16 protein-coding genes and 2 tRNA genes are annotated in these 19,991 nt (G+C 66.2%); 15 read left to right on the forward strand and 3 right to left on the reverse strand.

Annotated elements, in window-relative coordinates; genetic code table 11:
- The first annotated feature begins 14 nt into the window (after window positions 1-14).
- From AC1DBD_RS02355 to AC1DBD_RS02375, 5 genes are read left to right on the forward strand one after another with little or no spacing between them, the layout of a single operon-like run.
- A complete protein-coding gene (locus tag AC1DBD_RS02355; RefSeq protein ID WP_441416965.1) occupies window positions 15-1,229 on the forward strand; it encodes a cystathionine gamma-synthase in 1,215 nt (404 codons plus the stop codon).
- A gap of 6 nt (window positions 1,230-1,235) precedes the next feature.
- Window positions 1,236-2,513, forward strand: coding sequence for a glycosyltransferase family 87 protein (locus AC1DBD_RS02360; protein WP_476981349.1), 1,278 nt, complete (start codon window positions 1,236-1,238; stop codon window positions 2,511-2,513).
- A 55-nt stretch (window positions 2,514-2,568) separates the two neighbouring features.
- On the forward strand, window positions 2,569-3,087 hold the full coding sequence (locus AC1DBD_RS02365; protein ID WP_476917047.1) for a winged helix-turn-helix transcriptional regulator: 519 nt from the start codon (window positions 2,569-2,571) through the stop codon (window positions 3,085-3,087).
- Entirely contained in the window at window positions 3,084-4,418 is a 1,335-nt protein-coding gene (locus AC1DBD_RS02370; RefSeq protein WP_476917048.1) for an MFS transporter, read from the forward strand. Before AC1DBD_RS02365 ends, AC1DBD_RS02370 begins: the two co-directional genes overlap by 4 nt.
- Before the next feature lie 22 nt (window positions 4,419-4,440).
- Complete coding sequence (locus AC1DBD_RS02375) at window positions 4,441-5,250, forward strand: SDR family oxidoreductase (RefSeq protein ID WP_476981350.1); 810 nt, start codon at window positions 4,441-4,443, stop codon at window positions 5,248-5,250.
- A gap of 87 nt (window positions 5,251-5,337) precedes the next feature.
- Here AC1DBD_RS02375 and AC1DBD_RS02380 read toward each other — a convergent pair whose 3' ends face one another.
- Window positions 5,338-6,525, reverse strand: coding sequence for an acyl-CoA dehydrogenase family protein (locus AC1DBD_RS02380; RefSeq protein WP_476917049.1), 1,188 nt, complete (start codon window positions 6,523-6,525; stop codon window positions 5,338-5,340).
- A gap of 54 nt (window positions 6,526-6,579) precedes the next feature.
- On the opposite strand from AC1DBD_RS02380, the gene AC1DBD_RS02385 reads away from it, so the two are divergent.
- The 5 genes from AC1DBD_RS02385 to AC1DBD_RS02405 all read left to right on the forward strand — a co-directional run bounded on the left by AC1DBD_RS02385 (window position 6,580) and on the right by AC1DBD_RS02405 (window position 11,627).
- Window positions 6,580-7,227 (forward strand): MOSC domain-containing protein, encoded by a 648-nt coding sequence (locus tag AC1DBD_RS02385; protein WP_476981351.1) that lies wholly within the window; start codon window positions 6,580-6,582, stop codon window positions 7,225-7,227.
- 426 nt (window positions 7,228-7,653) lie between these two features.
- On the forward strand, window positions 7,654-9,690 hold the full coding sequence (locus AC1DBD_RS02390) for a DEAD/DEAH box helicase (RefSeq protein ID WP_441416972.1): 2,037 nt from the start codon (window positions 7,654-7,656) through the stop codon (window positions 9,688-9,690).
- 270 nt (window positions 9,691-9,960) lie between these two features.
- Window positions 9,961-10,032, forward strand: a tRNA-Thr gene (locus AC1DBD_RS02395).
- A 62-nt stretch (window positions 10,033-10,094) separates the two neighbouring features.
- Window positions 10,095-10,171 (forward strand) — tRNA-Met (locus AC1DBD_RS02400).
- 328 nt (window positions 10,172-10,499) lie between these two features.
- Window positions 10,500-11,627 (forward strand): DUF4238 domain-containing protein, encoded by a 1,128-nt coding sequence (locus AC1DBD_RS02405; protein WP_476981352.1) that lies wholly within the window; start codon window positions 10,500-10,502, stop codon window positions 11,625-11,627.
- 84 nt (window positions 11,628-11,711) lie between these two features.
- Here AC1DBD_RS02405 and AC1DBD_RS02410 read toward each other — a convergent pair whose 3' ends face one another.
- The gene (locus tag AC1DBD_RS02410) at window positions 11,712-12,287 is read right to left on the reverse strand and encodes a recombinase family protein (RefSeq protein WP_476981353.1); all 576 of its coding nucleotides are present in this window, start codon (window positions 12,285-12,287) and stop codon (window positions 11,712-11,714) included.
- A gap of 275 nt (window positions 12,288-12,562) precedes the next feature.
- Between AC1DBD_RS02410 and AC1DBD_RS02415 the strand changes: the two genes are divergently transcribed.
- On the forward strand, window positions 12,563-12,895 hold the full coding sequence (locus AC1DBD_RS02415) for a hypothetical protein (protein ID WP_476981354.1): 333 nt from the start codon (window positions 12,563-12,565) through the stop codon (window positions 12,893-12,895).
- A gap of 1,439 nt (window positions 12,896-14,334) precedes the next feature.
- On the opposite strand, the gene AC1DBD_RS02420 is transcribed toward AC1DBD_RS02415, so the two are convergent.
- Window positions 14,335-14,556: a hypothetical protein gene (locus tag AC1DBD_RS02420; protein ID WP_476981355.1), complete on the reverse strand. Its 222-nt coding sequence runs from the start codon at window positions 14,554-14,556 to the stop codon at window positions 14,335-14,337.
- 526 nt (window positions 14,557-15,082) lie between these two features.
- Between AC1DBD_RS02420 and AC1DBD_RS02425 the strand changes: the two genes are divergently transcribed.
- From AC1DBD_RS02425 to AC1DBD_RS02440, 4 genes are all read left to right on the forward strand, one after another.
- On the forward strand, window positions 15,083-16,225 hold the full coding sequence (locus AC1DBD_RS02425; protein ID WP_476981356.1) for a tyrosine-type recombinase/integrase: 1,143 nt from the start codon (window positions 15,083-15,085) through the stop codon (window positions 16,223-16,225).
- 504 nt (window positions 16,226-16,729) lie between these two features.
- Complete coding sequence (locus AC1DBD_RS02430; protein WP_476981357.1) at window positions 16,730-17,428, forward strand: hypothetical protein; 699 nt, start codon at window positions 16,730-16,732, stop codon at window positions 17,426-17,428.
- Window positions 17,429-17,611: 183 nt separating this feature from the next.
- The gene (locus tag AC1DBD_RS02435; protein WP_441416978.1) at window positions 17,612-18,271 is read left to right on the forward strand and encodes an SDR family oxidoreductase; all 660 of its coding nucleotides are present in this window, start codon (window positions 17,612-17,614) and stop codon (window positions 18,269-18,271) included.
- A 132-nt stretch (window positions 18,272-18,403) separates the two neighbouring features.
- Window positions 18,404-19,975 (forward strand): Na+/H+ antiporter, encoded by a 1,572-nt coding sequence (locus tag AC1DBD_RS02440; RefSeq protein WP_441416979.1) that lies wholly within the window; start codon window positions 18,404-18,406, stop codon window positions 19,973-19,975.
- Window positions 19,976-19,991 lie beyond the last annotated feature (16 nt).

The following is a 19,991-nucleotide window of genomic DNA, read 5'->3' on the forward strand; positions in this document are numbered from 1 at the left end:
ATTCAAGGAGTCCCATGTCCCAGCCAGAAAGCTCTTCCACGGCCAACGCCGGCTTCAACACCCGCGCCGTGCACGCCGGCCAGGCCTTCGAGCCGCGCACCGGCGCCGTGGTGCCCCCGGTGCACTTCTCCTCCACCTATGCGCAGGACGGGATCGGCGGCCTCCGGGCAGGCTACGAATACGGCCGCGGCACCAATCCCACCCGCGACGCCCTGCAGGAGCAGCTCGCCGCGCTGGAGGGCGGCGCAGCGGCGTTCTCCTTCAGCTCCGGCCTGGCCGCCGAGGATTCCATGATCCGCGCCCTCACCCGGCCCGGAGACCACATCGTGCTCGGCAACGACGCCTACGGCGGGACGTACCGGCTGATCAGCCGCGTCCTGGGCGAGTGGGGGATCGGCAACACCCCGGTGGACATGTCCGATCTTGACGCCGTCGCGAAGGCCGTCGCCGCAGGCGGATCGAACGGCGGCGCGGCCGGCGGCAAGACCCGGCTGGTCTGGGTGGAGACGCCGTCGAACCCGATGATGAAGATCACCGACATCGAGGCGCTCGCCAAGGTGGCGCACGACGCCGGCGCCCTCCTCGTGGTGGACAACACCTTCGCCTCGCCGTACCTGCAGAACCCGCTGGCCCTCGGCGCCGACGTCGTGGTGCACTCCACCACCAAGTACATCGGCGGGCACTCCGACGTCGTCGGCGGCGCGATCATCGTCAACGACCCCGAGCTGGCCGAGAAGATCGGCTTCGTGCAGTTCGCCGTCGGCGCCGTGTCCGGGCCGATGGACGCGTTCCTCACCACCCGAGGGCTCAAGACGCTCGGCGTGCGGATGGACCGGCACAGCGACAACGCCCAGGCCGTGGCCGAATGGCTGCTGCAGCGCCCCGAGGTGGAGGCCGTGCTGTACCCGGGCCTGCCCTCCCACCCGGGCCACGAACTGGCAAAGAAGCAGATGAAGAAGTTCGGCGGGATGATCTCCGTGCAGTTCAAGGGCGGCGAGGCCGCGGCACGCAAGGTGGCCGAATCCACCTCCGTGTTCACGCTGGCGGAATCCCTGGGCGGCATCGAATCGCTGATGAACTACCCCTCCGAGATGACCCACGCCTCGGTCAAGGGCACCGAACTGGCAGTCCCGGAGAACCTGATCCGGCTCTCCTGCGGCATCGAGGACGTCGAGGACCTGATTGCGGACCTCGAGCAGGCTTTCGCGCGCATTGAGACGGGCAGCTAGCCTCCGGTGACCAGCACTTCCAGGGCAGCCAGCTCCACCATCCGCGGCTGGATCGCGACGGCGGCCGGCGCGGCCGCCGTCGTCGCCGCCCTGGTGGTGCTGTACTCGGCCTACATCCCGCTGCTGAACGACTTCGAGGTCTATTTCTACGGCGGAAACCGGGTGCTGCAGACCGGCGAAGCCGGCGTGAACGAGCTCTACGCCCCGCGCGACGGGCTTCCGTTCACCTACCCGCCGTTCGCCGCGCTGATCTTCGCCGCCCTCGCCACCCTGGGCCAAAGCGCCGGCGGCTTTGTCTTCACTGCCACCGCGCTGCTCGGCGCAGCCGTCGTGTCCGCCTGGCTGACCCGGCACTACTTCGGGCTGGGCCGCTGGCGCGACGCCGTCGCGGACTGGCGGTTCCGGGCCGTCGCCCTGGCCGGCACCGCGGCGATCCTGCTGATGGGCCCGTGGCGGGATACCTTCGACTTCGGCCAGATCAACATCATCCTGATGGGCCTGATCCTGGCCGACTTCGCACTCTACGGAAAATCCCGGGCCGGCGAGTTCCGCTGGCCGGCGGGCCTGCTGATCGGGATCGCGGCCGGGATCAAGCTGACCCCGCTCGCCTTCGGCCTGTACTTCCTGGTCCGCCGCGACTTCAAGGCCCTGGGCTGGATGGCCGCGGGGTTCTTCGGCTCGATCGCGCTGGCCTGGGCCATGCTGCCCACCGCTTCGGTGACGTTCTGGACCAAGATCCTGCCGGACACCGGACGGATCGGTGGGCCGGCCTACGTGGACAACCTCTCGGTCAAGGGCCTGCTGCTGCACTTGGGGATGCCGGATTCGTCCCTGACCTCCGTGGTCTGGCTGGTGCTCGCGCTGGGCCTCGCCGCCGTCGCCGCGCTGGTGATCATGTGGGCGGTTGACGCGGAGGAGAACTTCGTGGCTGTGTCCGCCACCGCGCTGCTGATGCTGCTGATCAGCCCGGTGTCCTGGTCCCACCACTGGGTCTGGATGGCCGTGGCGCTGCCGTGCATGGGGTTCGCCATCCACCGAGTCCCCTCGCGCGACGGCAAAATGCGGCTGGCCGGCTGGATCATCGTCGCCGCCTCCGCCGTCGCCTTCTACCTCACCCCCAAGTACCTCGCGGTGATGGCCGGGGCACACGAGTGGGGCAAGGATCCCACTACGCAGTGGCAGCTCACGGTCGCCAGCCTCGGCGTGGTCTGCGGGATGGCGATGCTGGTGTACTGGGCGCTGGCCTACCGGCCGTCCCGCGCCGGGCTCCGGCCGTACCTCTAGGTCCCGGCAGCTGCGGCCTCTAGCTATCTTGAAGAAAGCCAGCTAATCTGCCGGTATGGCACTTCGATCCGACTGGTCCCGGCGCAACTGCAGCATGGCCCGCGGCCTGGACATCCTCGGCGACCCGTGGGGCATGCTGGTCCTGCGCGAAGTCTTCTTCGGCAACGGACGCTTCGACGCCATGAAGGCCCGGCTGGGCGCTGCTGACTCGGTCCTCACCCGGCGGCTGGCAGCACTCGTCGACGCCGGCCTGCTCACCCGCCGCCCCTACGACGACGGCGGCGGCCGCCGCCGCCAGGAGTACGTGCTCACCGCCAAAGGCGAGGACGCCCTGCCGGTGCTCAATGCCGTCGTGATCTGGTCCGAGAAGCACCTGGCCGCGCCGTCCGAACAGGCGCACATGTTTGTGGTCCACAGCGGCTGCGGGCAGCGCACCTCCTCTGCGGACAGCTGCACGGCCTGCGGCGAACGGCTCACGGCCGAAAACACCAGCTGGCACAGCCTCACCCGGACCGCCGACCCGGTCCCCCTCGCCACCGCTCCGGCGAGACGGAAGAACGGAACCGCAGCATGAGTGAGCCCCGGACCTCCACCCGGCGCCGCATCCATCCGGCTTGGATCGTCGCCGTCGTCGCGTTCCTGGCACTGGTCGGCGCTGCCGGTTTCCGGGCCGCCCCGGGCGTGCTCATGGTGCCGCTGCAGACCGAGTTCGGCTGGTCCACCACGGTCCTCTCGGCCGCGGTCAGCATCAACCTGGTGCTGTTCGGCCTCACGGCACCGTTCGCCGCGGCCCTGATGGAGCGCTTCGGCATCCGCGCCGTGACCGCCGTGGCGCTGGTGCTGATCGGGGCAGGCAGCGCCCTGACCGTCCTGGTCAACCAGTCGTGGCAGATCCTGCTGACCTGGGGGCTGCTGATCGGACTCGGCACCGGATCGATGGCGCTGGTGTTCGCCGCCACGGTCGCCAACACCTGGTTCGTGAAGAGCCGCGGGCTGGTGATCGGCATCCTCACCGCGGGCAGCGCGGCCGGGCAACTGGTGTTCCTGCCCTTCATCGCCGCCCTCGCGCAGAGCCCCGGCTGGCGGCAGGCCTCGCTGCTGATCGCCGCCGGTGCCCTGGCGGTGGTGCCGCTGGTGCTGAAGTTCTTGAAGAACTCACCGGCCGACGTCGGTGCGCTGCCGTATGGCGCCGAGACCGAGTCCGCGGAGGGTGGGGCTACAGCCGGCGAGACCGCAACGCCGGGGGAGCAGGCGGTCCCGGCCGGGCCCCGCCGGAATGCCGCCGTCCGGGCACTCCAGGTGCTCAAGCGGGCCAGCAGGGTCCGGACGTTCTGGGCACTCGTGGCCGGCTTCGCCATCTGCGGAGCCACAACCAACGGACTGATCGGCACCCACTTCATCCCCTCCGCCCACGACCACGGCATGGCCGAAACCACGGCCGCCGGCCTGCTCGCCGTCGTCGGCATCTTCGACATTCTCGGCACCATCGCCTCGGGCTGGCTGACGGACCGCTTCAATCCACGGATCCTGCTCGCCGTCTACTACCAGTTCCGGGGCATCGGGCTGCTGGTGCTGCCGCTGCTGCTCAGCGCCGAGATCCAGCCCAGCATGATCGTTTTCGTGATCATCTACGGCCTGGACTGGGTAGCCACCGTCCCGCCGACGGCCGCGATCTGCCGCCAGGTGTTCGGCGCGGACGGCAGTGTCGTGTTCGGCTGGGTCTTCGCCGCGCACCAGCTCGGCGCCGCCGCGGCAGCGCTGGCGGCCGGTGCCGTCCGGGACGCCACCGGCCAGTACACGTACGCCTGGTTCGCCGCCGCGGCGATGTGCACCATCGCCGCCGTCATCAGCGCGACCATCCGCAAGGACACCGGAAAGCAGGCGGCCGTCCCGGTCCCGGCCTAGGCCGGACGTTAGGCTGGGCACCATGGTTTCCACCCCGCCCAGGCCAGATAACCCGGACACGCCGGCCGCCGATGCCCCGCCGGTGCAGCGCAAGACGGCCCTGGTTACCGGCGTCGGAAGGCTCGCCGGCATCGGTGCAGGCATTGCGCGGCGGCTCGCAGCGGACGGTTGGGACCTGGTGCTCACCTACTGGCAGGACTACGACACCCGGATGCCCTGGGGCGTGCAGCCGGACGACGTCGAACGCCTCACAGCCGAGCTGCAGGCGACCGGCGCCGCCGTGCTGGCCGTGCCCGCCGACTTCGAGGATCCGCAGGCCGTGGACCGGCTGATGGCCGCAGTGGCGGAAGAGGCTGGCACCCTGCAGGGTCTGGTGCTGAGCCACGCCGAATCCGTGGACTCGGGCATCCTGGACACGTCCCTGGAGAGCTTTGAGCGCCACTTCGCCGTCAACACCCGCGCCAGCTGGCAGCTGATCGCCGCATTTGCCCGGCAGGCGCCGGCTGAAGGCGGTGCAATCGTGGCGCTGACCAGCGACCACACCGCGTTCTACCTGCCGTACGGGGCGTCCAAGGGCGCGTTGGACCGGATCGTGATCGCGGCCGCGAGGGAGTTGGGCCCGCAGGGCATCAGCGCCAACGTGCTCAACCCGGGGCCGGTGGACACCGGCTGGATGGACCCGCAACTGCGCGAGGACCTGGCCCGCCGGCATCCCGGCGGCCGGCTCGGCACCCCCGCGGACGTGGCCGGGACGGTGGCGTTCCTGCTCTCACCCGAGGGCCGCTGGGTGTCCGGGCAGCTGGTCAAGGCAGACGGAGGCTTCTCCGCCTGAGGCCGCGCCATCGCCGCCGTCGAGATGACATTTCACGGCAGTGTGGTGCGGCAACACTGCCGCGAACTGTCATCTCACCCCGCGCCGCTAGCGGAAGGCGGCCAGCCCGGTGATGTGCTGGCCCAGGACCAGGGTGTGCACCTCGTCGGTGCCCTCATAGGTGCGCACCGACTCGAGGTTGGCGGCATGCCGCAGCGGTGAATAGTCCAGCGTGATCCCGTTCCCGCCCAGGATGGTGCGGGCTTCGCGGGCAATCGCGATGGCCTCCCGCACGTTGTTCAGTTTGCCCAGCGAAATTTGCTCCGGCCTCAGCTTCCCGGCGTCCTTGAGCCGGCCCAGCTGCAGCGCCAGCAGGGTGCCTTTCTGGATTTCCAGCAGCATGTTCACCAGTTTCTCCTGGGTGAGCTGGTACCCGGCCAGCGGCTTGCCGAACTGCAGCCGCTCCTGCGAGTACCGCAGCGCAGCCTCGTAGGAGTCCCGGGCGGCGCCCATCGCGCCCCAGGCGATCCCGTAGCGTGCCTCGTTCAGGCAGCTGAACGGTCCCCGCAGCCCGCGGGCGGCGGGCAGCTGCGCCTCGGGGCCCAGCCGGACCCCGTCGAAGCCCACATCACACTGGATCGAGGCGCGCATCGAAAGCTTCTGCCCGATCGGCGTGGCAGTCACCCCCGGCGTGCCGGCAGGCACCAGGAAGCCGCGCACGCCGTCGTCGGTCATTGCCCACACCACCAGCACGTCCGCGACGGAGGCGAGCCCGATCCAGCGCTTCGCCCCGTCCAGGATCCAGCCGGCGTCATCGCCCGTACCGTCCCGCCGGGCGAAGGTCTGCATCGCCGCCGGGTCCGACCCGGCGGTGGGCTCGGTCAAGGCGAAGCAGCCGATCACTTCGCCCGCGGCCATCCGGGGCAGCCACGCCTGCTTCTGCTCCTCCGAGCCCCACAGGTGGATGGCGGTCATGGCGAGGGAACCCTGCACCGAGACGAAGGTGCGGATGCCGGAATCGCCGGCCTCGAGCTCCATCGCGGCCAGGCCGTACTCGACGGCGGAGCGGCCCGGGCAGCCGTAGCCCTCCAGCTGCATCCCGAGCACGCCCAGCTCGCCCAGTTCCGCTGCCAGTTCGAGCGGGAAGACGCCGTCGTCATACCAGGCCGCGATCCCGGGCCGGATCCGCTGGCTGGTGAAATCGCGGACCTTTTCCCGAACAGCCAGCTCTTCGGCGCTCAGCAGGGAATCGATCGCCAGGACATCGGACACGTCTGTTGCTCCAACACTGCTCATGGGAGCATCCTACGTTCCGCCGTCCGGACGCGGCCCCGGGCCTACACTGGTGCCATGAACACCGCTTCTGTGCTTGCCGTCTGCCGGGTGCACCAGCTGCTCAGCGACGAGGGACGACTGGGCGTGACCGCCATCGACAAGCGTCCCGTGGACGGACCCGTGAAAGTCCACCGGCTGGGCCTCCGCGGTGACATCCAGGCCGACCGGATCGACCACGGCGGCGAAGACCAGGCGCTGTACGCCTATTCCCAGGCCGACGCCGACTACTGGGCCGCGGAACTTGGACGGGACATCCCGCCCGGATACTTTGGCGAGAACCTCCGGGTTGCCGGCATCGACGCCACCAACGCGGTGATCGGCGAACGCTGGAAGATCGGGCTCGACGTCGAAGTGGAAGTCACCTCGCCCCGCCGGCCGTGCAGCACCTTCCAGCGGCGCGTGAACGAACCCCACTGGGTCAAGCGGTTCACCGAGGCCGGACTTGTAGGCACCTATCTGCGCGTGGCGCGCACCGGCAGCATCCAGGCGGGGGACCACATCCACCGGCTCTACGTCCCGGCGCACGGCGTGACGATCGGCAAATGGTTCTCCGACCCCACGGTCCAGGACATGGAGGCGCTGCGGGATGCCGACGCCGATGGCCTGATCCGGCTGCAGCCGGAGTACCACCAGGAATTTGCGAAGCTGCAACCGGCGGACTAGCACGCCCGCCGGAGCGCGGTCCGGGGCCCGCACAGGCCCGGGCGGTGCGGCATGTGCGCAAGCTCACCGCCGCCGTCGACCCCTGCGTTACCACCTGCAGGTGTGCATGCCTTACACTTGAAATATCCCCCACTCCGGAAATCCCTTATTCCTGCCCAATTTTTGAGGCAGGACTGGCAAGTGTTGGGGCCCGCTACTGTGATGCGGGCATTTTCATAGGGAGAGCCGGCTAAAGAAAACGCTGTACAGACTGCTGGGATAGCAGCCAAGAGTTGCAGCGGGAAGTCCTGCCACGGGATTGCGAAAGCGCCGGGCTTCTATGTGACCGGCCGGTCAACGTATGCCCGGCAATTACGGCACGTGTACTGCGGCTCCGCTCACCTCGGGTTGTGCCGCCTGGCCCCTATGGATGAGGAAGATTCCCCTATGCCCGAAAATCAGGACAACTCCGTCGACACTGAAAACACCCAGGCCGACGTCGAGATCACCGAAACCCCTGCCGCCGAAGCAGCCACCACGCCGGTGGAAACCGCGGCCGAAAACACCCCGAACGATGCCGGTGACGACGAAACCGGTCTCCGCTTCGTCGACCTCGGCATTGATGCCCGCGTCCTTGCCGCCCTGCAGGACGTCGGCTACGAGAAGCCGTCCCCGATCCAGGCAGCGACCATCCCGGTGCTGCTTGAAGGCCGCGACGTTGTGGGCCTAGCCCAGACCGGTACCGGTAAGACTGCAGCATTCGCAGTACCGGCACTGTCCCGGCTGGCCGAACTCCACGACCTGAACGGCCCCTCCCGCAAGACGCAGGCCCTGGTCCTGGCTCCGACCCGCGAGCTTGCGCTCCAGGTCGCGGAGGCCTTCACCTCCTACGCAAAGCACATCGACGACTTCACCGTCCTGCCGGTCTACGGCGGCTCCGCCTACGGACCCCAGCTGGCCGGCCTGCGCCGCGGCGCCCAGGTCGTCGTCGGTACCCCCGGCCGTGTGATCGACCACATCGCCAAGGGTTCCCTGGACCTGTCCGAACTCCAGTACCTTGTGCTGGACGAGGCTGACGAGATGCTGCGGATGGGCTTCGCCGATGACGTGGAGCAGATCTTCCAGCAGACCCCCGAGGGCCGCCAGGTTGCACTGTTCTCTGCCACCATGCCGAGCCAGATCCGTCGCCTCTCCAAGCAGTACCTGAACAACCCGGCCGAGATCCAGGTCAAGTCCAAGACCACCACCGGCGCCAACACGCGTCAGCGGTACCTGCAGGTCATGGGCCCGCACAAGCTCGACGCACTGACCCGCATCCTCGAGGTCGAAGAGTTCGACGGCGTCATCGCCTTCGTCCGCACCAAGATGGCCACCGAGGACCTGGCCGACAAGCTGCGCTCGCGTGGCTTCCAGGCCGCAGCCATCAACGGCGACATCCCGCAGCAGCAGCGTGAGCGCACGGTCGAGGCCCTGAAGGAGGGCCGGATCGACATCCTCGTCGCCACCGACGTTGCGGCCCGCGGCCTGGACGTCGAGCGCATCAGCCACGTGATCAACTACGACATCCCGCACGACACCGAGTCCTACGTGCACCGCATTGGCCGCACCGGCCGCGCGGGCCGTTCCGGCGACGCCGTGCTGTTCATGACCCCGCGGGAGAAGTACCTGCTGCGTTCCATTGAGAAGGCCACCCGCCAGCCGGTGGAGCAGATGCACCTGCCTACCGCGGAAACGGTCAACACCCTGCGGCTGGGCAAGTTCGCCGAGAAGATCACCGAGACCCTCGAATCTGAGGACGTCTCGGCGTTCCGTGACCTGATCGCTTCCTACGAGGAAGAGCACAACGTTCCGGCCGCCGAGATTGCCGCCGCACTGGCCGTCATGGCGCAGGGCGGACAGCCGCTCCTGGTCAAGGAACTGCCCGCCGCGCCGGAATTCCAGAAGCGCGAGCGCTCCAAGGACGGGTTCGGCTCCCGTGGCCCGACCCGCACCCTGACCGAGGGCAACGCCACCTACCGGATCGCCGTCGGACGCCGCCAGCGCGTCATGCCGGGTTCCATCGTGGGCGCCATTGCCAACGAAGGCGGCATCTCCTCGGCCCAGATCGGCGGCATCGACATCCGCTCGGACCACTCCCTCGTGGAGCTCCCGGCGGACCTGAGCCCGGATCAGCTGAAGGCACTGTCCCGCACCCGGATCGGCGGCGAGCTGATCCACCTCGAGCTGGACAACGGCCGCAAGCCCTCCGGCGACCGGGGCGCCTACCAGGGCAACCGTGGCGGCGAGCGCGGCGGTTACTCCGGTGGCAGCGGCAACTTCAAGGGCAACGGCGGCTTCAAGCGCGAGTTCCGCAAGAACGACGGCGAGCGTTCCTCGGCTGACCGCGGCGGCCGCTCCTTCAGCGATCGCAACGAGCGCAGCGTCGGCACCGACACCCGCAAGCCCCGCACCGAAGGCGGCTTCAAGCCCCGCAACAAGTGGTAACCCCTAGTTACTAGGCAGTGCCAGGACGGGCCGGCTCTCTTTGAGCCGGCCCGTCCTGCTTTAAGGTCCGGAGCGTGCGCAGTTCCTGGCACGCTCCGGACCCGTGAGTCGCCTTCGTCACATCCGGGGTGCGGACCGGCCGGAATGGGCCCGCGGGGGATGCCCGAAGGTCCGGGATACCCCCGAAATCGCGCGGATTTTGGCACCGCCGGCAGGGGAGGCCGGCCGATTTGTTGGGAGCCGAATCTTCCGGTAGAGTATTTACTCGTTGCCCCCCTAGCTCAGTGGTAGAGCGCGTTCTTGGTAAGAACGAGGTCACCGGATCGATTCCGGTGGGGGGCTCTGAATGAGGGCCTGCGTCAAGGCGGTTTTTGACCGGCTTGGCGCAGGTTTTTCTCATTCGTGGCGGCGTAGCTCAGTTGGTTAGAGCGCACGACTCATAATCGTGAGGTCGGGAGATCGAGCCTCCCCGCCGCTACCAGATAAGACCCCCGGAATCCGCGAGATTCCGGGGGTCTTTCTGTCTCTCCGCTTGGAGAAGGGCCAGGGGCCGATCCTTCCCTTTCCCCGGAAATCCATCCTTTTCTCCGGCTCGTGGATACAAAATGGATACGCGACCATCTGCCGCACTGTTCGGGGGGATAACCAAGGACGTGCCACGCACCCAGATGAAGCTCCGGCAGCAACGAGACGGCGACAGGGGCTCGGCGTCGGCCCATTCTGGGGGCGGTGCTAGTGTGTCGTCGTCACACGGGTGACATTTTGGGTTGGGGGAAGACTTGGGCCAATTGTCGAGGCGGCACCACACGGTGCCACGCTTCTATTTGGAGCGCTTCGCGGATGCCGGTGATCGGGTGCAACAAGTCTGGCTTCCAGGCGACCGTCAGCACCCCGTGTCCATAAGCAATGCCTCGGTGATCCGCGACTTCTACAACATCAACATCGGGACAAAGGCAGAGCCGACCCTGAGCGACTTCTGGGAGAAGCGGTTCTCGGAAGTTGAGGGGACGGCCGCGAAGGCGTTCGAGGCCGTTGTCGATGATCGGATATGGCCTCCTCGGGACGAGGACCGTGACGCTATCGCGCTTTGGGCGGCACTCCAGCACTTGCGAAGCCCCGCTATCCGCAACCAGCAACAGGATCACGTGGCCGCGATTATTCGCGTGCAGACGGCTGTGGCAGGTATTGCGTATCTGAAGAAGGTAATGACCGAGGGGCTTCAACGCGAGGTAGGAGAAGCCGAACTTGAATGCGAGTGGGAGGACCTTACGAAGCCAGGAGGTCCGAAGATAGAACTCGGGGCAAGCGCGCACATAAGAATCCTGCGCGACCTCATCGAGCCCACTGCCCAGATGTTCGCTGGTTGTGGGTGGTCGCTATATCGCTTTCGCCGCCGTGCGCTCTTGACATCGGATACGCCGGTTACGTTGTTGGCTCATCCCGACGCCCATCCCATGATGGGCGTAGGGTTGGGCACTGCCGGGGCTTTTCTCGTACCACTCTCCCGCCGCGTGGGGCTGTACATGGGGCAACCGGAGATGCCAGATACCCATCTTCAGGGGACAACGGTCATCGCCCGATACTTCAATTCCCTTACCGCAAACAATGCACGGCGTTCCGTCTTCCACCACCCTGCCGATAACCCGCTGCTTGACGTCGTGCTTCACGAGCCCGTGGTCAACGAGGTTGATGATGGCGGCGTGGATGAGTGGGTGAGTCGAGAGGGTTGGGGTGCAGCCTTCAATGGGCGGGGTGGCGAATCCACTGCCACCGAGCCGCCCGCTGAGACGTTAGCGGACTATGAAGTCACGCCCATCGCGGACACCAGGCGCGCCGACTTCAAAAACCCTCGAAGGCAAAGTTCGGAGCGGGCACTTGATCACTATGAATGGCCCATACCTCATCGGGTGTTCAAGAACCCGCACATTCCCGCCTGAGTGGTGAGCGGGTGCCGACTCTGAGCCTGTTCCAAGACACGAGAAAGCCCCCGGATTTCCCCGGGGGCTTTCTTGGATGGAGTCCTACTTGGCGAGGTATCGGTACAGCGTGGCAACGGAGACGCCCACCGCGTCCGCGATTTCCTTGGGGCTCATGACACCAGCGGCGTGCAACTGCTTCGCCCTGGTGACCTTCGCTGTGTCCAGCAGTTTGGGCCGGCCCCCGTTGCGGCCGCGTGCACGGGCTGCCGCGAGTCCGATGTTCGTGCGTTCACGGAGTAGGTCACGTTCGTATTCAGCGAACGCCCCATAGATACCCAGCATGAGCTTCGCCTGGGCGCTGTTGCCGTCCGTGCTGAGCATAGGGTTATCCAGCACACGGACACCCACACCCTGATCTGCAAGCTCTTGGAACAACTGGACCAGATTCCCGAGGGACCGCCCCAGGCGGTCCAACTTGGCGACTACCAGTGTGTCTCCCTCCCTGAGGGATTTCAGGCACTCAGTGAGCCCCGGACGCTCCGCCTTGGCACCGCTCACTCCGTGGTCTTGGAACAGGTGGCGGGGGTCGGCCTTGACACCCGCCGCCACCAACGCGTCCAACTGACCGTCTGTATTCTGATCCGCCGTGCTGACTCGCATGTACCCAACTAGTGCCATTCTGATTGCCTCATTCTCGTATACTCAATTCCAAACGATGTTTTGATAATTAGATTATGTTATGAGTTATGAGAACACAACCCACCTTAATTTCCGGGGACCAGCTGCCCAGAGCTGGCCGTCACTCTCACTCGCAGTAAACGATCGTTTCTGAGAACACGTTTATGAGAACCGGGTCAGCTAGGCTCGGCCAATGGTGGGGACCACATCTTCGTTGTGATCAACTGACCGGCGGAAGGAGCATCATCAAAACACTCAGGGGGATTAGGCGGCTCTTGACCGAATTGCCCCAACCCGCGAGGACGTTCTATTGGCTGTTCTACGCAGTGTTCCTAGCCACCTTCGTTCTCGGCGCAGCAACCCGGATGAACTGGGTGGGCATTGGTTTTAGTGCAGCGGGCCTTTTCCTGTTCCTGTTCGGGCTGTGCGTCTTCCGAGACATCAACGACACGGCGACCGCGTGGTCAAGGATCTACAAGGAAAGTCGCGGAATCAAGCCAGGGGGCTTTACATTCGCCGACGTGCCGACGATTAGAGGCATGGGATTCATGTGCATGATCGGGGGCCTATTTTTCGTCGTAGGAGGGATCGGTTTTGCCTCTTCGTAGACGAGGGCGGAAATCATACTCAACCTGCCTCGCTTGAGCAGCGCTCGGAACACCAGCCGTCCAACCGCCGCCGTGCCAGGGGAACCACTACGGCCCGGACCACCAAAGGATTCGCTGGATCATTCACCCGCTCCCAAAGGGGTGGGGGAGGGACCCCCTGACGGCCCCGCCGCCGCCCCGGTGGTCATAGCGCCTCCGGTCGTGAACGGGTTAGAGAGCTTTTCCGGATTCTAAGGTGGGTTACGGCCTATCCGGCAGGGCGGGAGGGGGAGGCCTGAACCTCCCACCTCAATGCCCTTAGGAGACCCCAGCCAGAGCCAATGCGGGGGAGAGGCGGCGTCCATGCCGGCGGCTATAACTTCGCCATTCACCGGGCTCGTTGGTAGGGAAGCCCATGATGATTGGGAGGCAGTCCGAGCAGGGAGGCTTGACGTTAGTGAAGCCGTCTTGGTGTCCGTATGCTGCCTGGGGTGCGCAACGGGTGCAAAGCCCAAGTTTGCGATAGCGGTTGTTGCACACGTCAAACTCCTTGGCGTGTGCGAGTTCGGCGGGTGTTGCTGGGGGCATTTCGGGTCTTTCTGGTGGTGGGTGAGAGCGTGGCCGGACGGCGACGCTTGACGATGTGTGAGCTTGTGGTCGGGAGTGGCGCGGGTAGGCCGTGCTCCTTGGCGAATTGGGAGACGCGGGGATTGCTCACCGCGTCGGGGTTGGTCCAGTCCCATTCGGGACTATTCCGCTTGCGCTTCTGATTGACGCTCTTTGTGACTGGCTCCAGGTGTGAGGGGTTCACGCAGTTGGGCCGCTTGCACGTCCGGTGGTCCAGTTCCAGGCCGGGCTCATGCCCGCCCATCAGGAGACCCCATGCCACCCGGTGCGCGTACCACTTGGCTGTGTTCGCGCCCTCGGGGACAAACAGGCCATAACCGCCGTCATTAATTGGCCCGCTCCATAGCCAGCAGCCATTGGCATCTGGTGTGATCAGGCAGCCTAGGCGCCCGCCGTTTAGAACTTGCGCTTGTGGGGTGATCCTCAGGTGTTCGTGTTCATGGCGGCGGCAGTAAAAGACGCCGTTCATCCGTCGGCCGCCGTCGTCCTGGTGCACCCGGCAACCGGACCAATGGCACCGGAGATGCCCGTACTTGCGTTCCCACTGTCTGTAGTGGGTCCAGCACCTGTTCCTGCTGGCAGCATCCTTGTCGCATCCCTTGACTTTGCACTTGCTCTGAGCCTTCGGCCTGCCCGGTCTGGCATTCGAATTCCGTTCAACAAATGTGTTCAAGAAACTACGGCCCTCTGGGGCTGGCAATGTAGCCGGTTTCCCCGTGTTGGCGGGGGATTGGCACCTAGCGCCAGCGGCTCTGGGGGTGGCTGCATAATTAGGACAACCGGCCGGGGGAGTTCCTCCTGTGGGACTCGTAGCCCTAGCGGAGAGTCCCCGCTCATCGGCGCACTTCCTGCTGGCGCATCCAGTCCTCAATGTCGGACAGGCGGTAAACAATCTTGGACCCAAGGCGTAAGCGCAGGGGGCCGTCGTTTAGGTGGGTCGCCAGGAACTTTTCACTTACGCACATATAAAGCGCCGCGTCGCGGCGGCTCAGGTAGACGGATGATGTGATCTCTCGCGCCCGTTCGGGGGAGATGGCGGTGGTAATCGTGGACAACAAGACTCCGGATGGGAAGGGACCGATGCCATTTGGGCATGCGGCAGTGCTGGAAGGCGACCTGGACGGGCGCGCGGGGGTGACTGACGGGAGCTTCGATGCCTGCGAGGATCGCGCCGAATCATGGGGGCTGCGAGTCAAACTTGCGAGGGTGAAGCCGTAGTCGGTGGTGGCTGACCGGGCAGGGGCGCTGGGTCAATTTCCCTAGCGCTCTCGCTGGCTCCGTGTCAAGCTCTACGATCCTACATGTAGTGCAAGAGCCCCCCGGGGGAGCCCGGGTGACGTATGACAATCATGTCATTTAACCCCCCGTTAATCCACAGGAAACCTGCTCGGCGAAACCTCGTTTCGCCCGGGATCTCGGGGGAAATGGGGTGTCATTCACCGTTGTAGCCCACAGGAAACTGTCGGCGCGGCGGGAGGTTCCGTGCATCGAACTTGGGCGTGTCGTGTGTGTACGCGAAGCGCCCCAGGAATAGGCGTCCAACGTTTCGCGAACTTACGATTATGTGGATAGTCTTGGCCGATGGCGATCAAGAAACTCCCCAACGGGAAATGGCGGCACGACTACCGCGTGGATGGGAAGAGGCTCTACCCGACGTTCCGGACTAAGGCCGAAGCGCAGGCCCATGAGCTGAAGATCAACGCCGCTAGGGCCGGGGGCACGCTGGTAGACACGCGCACCGGCGGCAAGATGAGGTTTCATGACCTCTACCTGGAATGGATTGACCGCATTGAGCGGGTGGGAGCCAAGGGCGCCCGCCCGACGTCACCCGTCACCGTGGCCGGGTACCGGCGGATATATGAGAAACATCTGAGGCCGCACCTAGAACACCGGACACTGGCAACGGTGACGCTCACCGTCATCAACGAATGGCTGACGACCTTTGACAGCGACGATGCGCGCCAGCGTGCATACCGTCAACTTGGCCGGATGCTTCAGTACGCGGCGGATTCGGGATTTCTGTCAACCAATCCCGCCCGCAACGCTACGATCAACCACGTCCCGAAGCCTGATCCGGTGAGGGAGCATGTGGCCCTCACAGCTCCGCAGCTTCAGTCGCTTGCGGAGCAGGCGGCTGCGGGCGGGCGGTACGAAGACGCCTCCCATGACCTCTATGAGGCTCTGATTATGTTCGCGGGCACCACCGGCCTCCGGTGGTCTGAGATTGCAGGCCTTCGAGCCGGTGCCCTGACCCTTGGCGAGCGGCCGCAGGTTGTCGTCCGGACCACCCTGGTGCCTGTCGATGGCCGTTTGCAGTTCCGTGAAACCACAAAGGGCCGAAGGCCGCGTACTGTTCCGATCCCACCGTTTGTGGCGACGCTTCTGGAACAGCATGTAGGCAATCTGGAGCCGGGCGCGTTGGTCTTCACGTCGCCGTCAGGTGCTGAGCTGCGGAGCTCGAACTTTGCTCGCCGCGTTTTCCATCCTGCCGTGGAGCGCTGTCAGGCGGTGGCCCCGGACTTCCCTGACGTCGTGTTTCATGACCTGCGGCGGACTGCCGTCACGTTGGCTGTGAGCGCCGGTGCAAACGTGAAACTGGTTCAGCAGATCGCGGGCCATAGCTCCGCCGTGACTACCTTGGACGTGTACGCCCAGCTCTTCGCCGAGGACGCACATTCATCCGCACAGGCGGTGGATGCGCTCTTCAGTCGCGTCCTGGCGTAACGCGAACGATCTACCACCCAAGCGGTATGGATACAAAATGGATATGAAATGCTGGCAAACCTAGACAATCTAAGGGCGATACTTTACGACTCATAATCGTGAGGTCGGGAGATCGAGCCTCCCCGCCGCTACAGAAAGACCCCGCAGGCCCGGCCTGCGGGGTCCTTTTGTCTTAACCGCCACGAAGAAGCAGGTCATCGGTCTTGCTGGCTGCGTTTCATATCCGCGGAACCAGGTGAGCGCCGAGGGCGGCAGCCGCTACTTGCGTACGGGTCGTACTAGTCACGGGTTTTGATACTCGTGTGCACAATGGCACACGGGTCTAGGCTCCGGGCCATGAAAGCAAGCCGGCGTCTTCTGATCAGCATCACCTGGCCATTGCTCCTGACAACCGGGTTGCTCGCAGGGCCAGTGCAAGCCGACCCGTCACGCGCGGTTGTCCGATCCAGCTGCGAGCCGTATCGACCCGCTGTCCGGGATTACACCTGCGATGGCAGGCCCGACTTGCTCGCGCAGGACAGCCACGGCACCCTGTGGATTTACCCGGGCAACGGGGACGGCGGGTTCAAGCCGCGGATCAAGTCGGGCACTGGGTGGCATTTCACGAACATCATCAACGCCCACGTGGGAGCCTACGGCGGGGTGTACGCGCGGGACAAGTCTGGAACCCTCTGGATATACCCGAGCAACGGACATGGTGGCTGGCTCAAGCCGAAACGGGTCGGCGGCGGCTGGAACCCGATGACCAGCATCATCGACGAGACGGGCCACTTCGCCCTGCTGGCCATCGACCACTCCGGCACGCTGTGGCGGTACCCCTACAAAGTGTCCATCGGTCACGATATGCCGCGCTGGCTTCCGCGCCAGCGGGTCGGCACCGGATGGGCCGGGCGGATGCTTGTGGATATGAAGATCGGGACCGAGTACCCCGACTTCTACGCCCGAGACACCCACGGGACCCTCTGTCCGTACTCCGACAACGGCAGGACCATCCGCCGAGGGGTGCACAGCTTCGGCTCCGGATGGGGCGGCTACACGCGCATAGTCTCAGACGGGGACTTCGAGAACGTGGACGGCTACCTGGACCTCGTCGCCACCGACACGCACGGCGACCTCTGGTTCTACCCCAGCGCTTCGGGGGGAACCGCTATGGGGCACCGGGTGAAAGTCGGGCACGGTTTCACCGGCTACACCATCTGGTAGGCCTCCGGGACGCCCGGACCGCCTAGTCGTCCGCGGCCACCCGGTCGGCGGTCCGGGTTCCGCCGTTGCTCTGTCACTTATGGCTGTTCTGCCGCGCCCATGACGGCCCGAAGTAATAGCGCAACGCGCTCGAATGGCCACGTACCGGGTGCGGGGACAGCACTCGTGGGACAGAATGGGACGATGACGCGAATCGCAATCATCGGCGGCCACGGAAAAGTGGCTATGGAACTGTCCGGCATCCTCTCGAAGGACGGGGCCGAGGTGACTTCCATCATCCGCAACCCGGACCATCGGGACGACGTCGCCGCCACCGGCGCCACCCCGTTGGTGCTCGACGTGGAGAAATCGACGACGGCGGAAATCGCCGAAGCGTTGAAGGGCCACGACGCCGTGGTGTGGTCCGCCGGCGCGGGCGGCGGTAGCCCGGAACGCACCTATGCCGTGGACCGGGACGCGGCCATCCGGTCGATCGACGCCGCGGGCGACGCCGGCGTCCGGCGCTACGTTATGGTCTCCTACCTCGGGGCCGGGCCGGACCATGGCGTCCCCGCGGACAACAGCTTCCACGCCTACGCCGAGGCCAAAGCTGCCGCGGACGCCCACCTGCGTGGCAGCGGCCTGGAGTGGACCATCCTGGGCCCGGGAGCCTTGACCGACGGCCCCGGCAACGGTCTGCTGGACGTCAACCCCACCGATACCTCTGACGGCACCGGCACCTCGCGCTCCAACGTGGCGCTCGTCGCCGCCGCGGTGCTCGGTCTGCCGCAGACCGCAGGCCGGACAATCGAGTTCCGGGACGGAACCCTGCCGCTCGCCGCGGCCCTCGGTCCCGTGAGCTAAACCGGCGAACTGGACCCGTGAGGTAGTCCGCCGGGCCGGCCCCGGCGAAGCAGTGCCCCGATAGGGTGGTGGGGGCGGCTGGCGCGTCGATGGCCGGGGACTGGTCGCCGTCACCCCGGGGAAAGAGTGCACATGGACCAGCTGGCCCTCATCATCGGACTTCTTCTGGCCACCGTGGTGGCGGTGGGCCTGGGTGACCGGCTCCGCCTGCCATACCCGGTCCTGATGCTGATCCTCGCCGCGTCGCTGACGTTTATCCCGGGCTTTCCGGAGGTGGACATTCCGGCGGAACTGATCCTGCCCATCTTCCTGCCGCCGCTGCTCTTCGCGACCGCGCAGCGCAGTTCCTGGGCCGTCTTCCGGGTGCGCTGGCGGACGCTGCTGATGCTCGCCGTAGCGCTTGTGGTGGTTTCCACCGCCGTCGTGGCAGGCGCCGCCTGGCTCATGATCCCGGGTATCGGCATCCCGGCCGCGATCGCCCTGGGCGCCATGGTGGCCCCGCCCGATCCCGTGGCGGTGGACTCCATCGCAGGCAGGGTCCACATGCCGCGCCGGCTCATCACGGTCCTGCAGAGCGAGGGCCTGTTCAACGACGCGGCCGCCATCGTCATTTTCCAGGCGGCCGTCGCGGCCTCCGTTGCCGGCAGCAGGGTGGGGCCCGACGTCGTGCTCCAGTTCGCCGTCGGGGCGGCCCTTGCCGTCGGCGTCGGGATCGGGATGGGCTGGCTCACGCGCCTCATCACGCGTCTGGTGCACTCGATGGTGGCCCGCAGCGCGGTCACGCTAGTGGTCCCGTTTGCCGCCTACATCCTCGCTGAGGAGGTGCACGCCTCCGGCGTGATCGCCGTCGTCGTCACGGCCTTGGAGATCCAGCGGCATTCACGGCCGCAGGAGGCCGCCGAGCGGGTCACCCGCACGGCGTTCTGGGACGTGGTGGAGCTGCTCGCCACGGGCCTCGCCTTCGGGCTGGTGGGCCTAGAGATCCGCCAGGTCATCCACGACGAGGGCACCGCGGTGATCGGCATGGCCGGAACAGCCGCCGTGGTCTGCGTGCTGGTTTTCGCCGTGCGGTTCGGCTGGCTGGCGATGATGTCGGGCCTGGCGCGGAGCAAGAAAAACACGCTGCGTCCCACCTCCGCGAAAGAGGTCCTGATCCTGACGTGGTGCGGCATGCGCGGCTTGGCCACCCTGGCGCTGGCGCTGGCCCTCCCGGCCACGCTGGCCGACGGGACCCCGTTCCCGGCCCGCAGCGAGCTGCTGGTGATTGCGTGCGCCGTGCTGCTGGCCACGCTCGTGCTGCCGGGCCTGACACTGCCGTGGCTGATGCGGGTCCTGAAGGCCTCGGAGGACGGGTCCGTGGAGCGCGACGCCGCCCGGCTGCTGGCCTCCCGCGCCCAGCAGGCGGCCATTGCGGCGCTGAAGGACCACGAGCTTATGAAGGAGCTGCCGCAGGAAAAGGTGGCCCTGGTCAAGGAGAAGATGACCCGGCTGCACGCGGAACTCCTGGACGGCAGCCTGCGGAACGAGAGCGTCACCGAAAAACGCAAGCGCGGCCGCGAGCTGGCCATTGCCGTCCAGACCATCGCCCTCGACGCCGCGCGTCAGGAGGTTGTGGCGGCCCGGAACGAACCCGACATGGACCCGGAGGTCGCGGACCGGGTGCTGCGGCAGCTGGATCTGCGCACCATGATCATGCCGGAGTGACGCACCGGCCCACCGG

The sequence above is a fragment of the Arthrobacter sp. 10T419 genome (assembly GCF_056394105.1).

Coding starts and splice junctions, on each gene's coding strand:
- AC1DBD_RS02380 (WP_476917049.1), bottom strand. CDS start 6,525: ATGAGCAGTGTTGGAGCAACAGACGTGTCCGATGTCCTGGCGATCGAT.
- AC1DBD_RS02385 (WP_476981351.1), top strand. CDS start 6,580: ATGAACACCGCTTCTGTGCTTGCCGTCTGCCGGGTGCACCAGCTGCTC.
- AC1DBD_RS02370 (WP_476917048.1), top strand. CDS start 3,084: ATGAGTGAGCCCCGGACCTCCACCCGGCGCCGCATCCATCCGGCTTGG.
- AC1DBD_RS02375 (WP_476981350.1), top strand. CDS start 4,441: ATGGTTTCCACCCCGCCCAGGCCAGATAACCCGGACACGCCGGCCGCC.
- AC1DBD_RS02390 (WP_441416972.1), top strand. CDS start 7,654: ATGCCCGAAAATCAGGACAACTCCGTCGACACTGAAAACACCCAGGCC.
- AC1DBD_RS02425 (WP_476981356.1), top strand. CDS start 15,083: ATGGCGATCAAGAAACTCCCCAACGGGAAATGGCGGCACGACTACCGC.
- AC1DBD_RS02435 (WP_441416978.1), top strand. CDS start 17,612: ATGACGCGAATCGCAATCATCGGCGGCCACGGAAAAGTGGCTATGGAA.
- AC1DBD_RS02365 (WP_476917047.1), top strand. CDS start 2,569: ATGGCACTTCGATCCGACTGGTCCCGGCGCAACTGCAGCATGGCCCGC.
- AC1DBD_RS02355 (WP_441416965.1), top strand. CDS start 15: ATGTCCCAGCCAGAAAGCTCTTCCACGGCCAACGCCGGCTTCAACACC.
- AC1DBD_RS02410 (WP_476981353.1), bottom strand. CDS start 12,287: ATGGCACTAGTTGGGTACATGCGAGTCAGCACGGCGGATCAGAATACA.
- AC1DBD_RS02440 (WP_441416979.1), top strand. CDS start 18,404: ATGGACCAGCTGGCCCTCATCATCGGACTTCTTCTGGCCACCGTGGTG.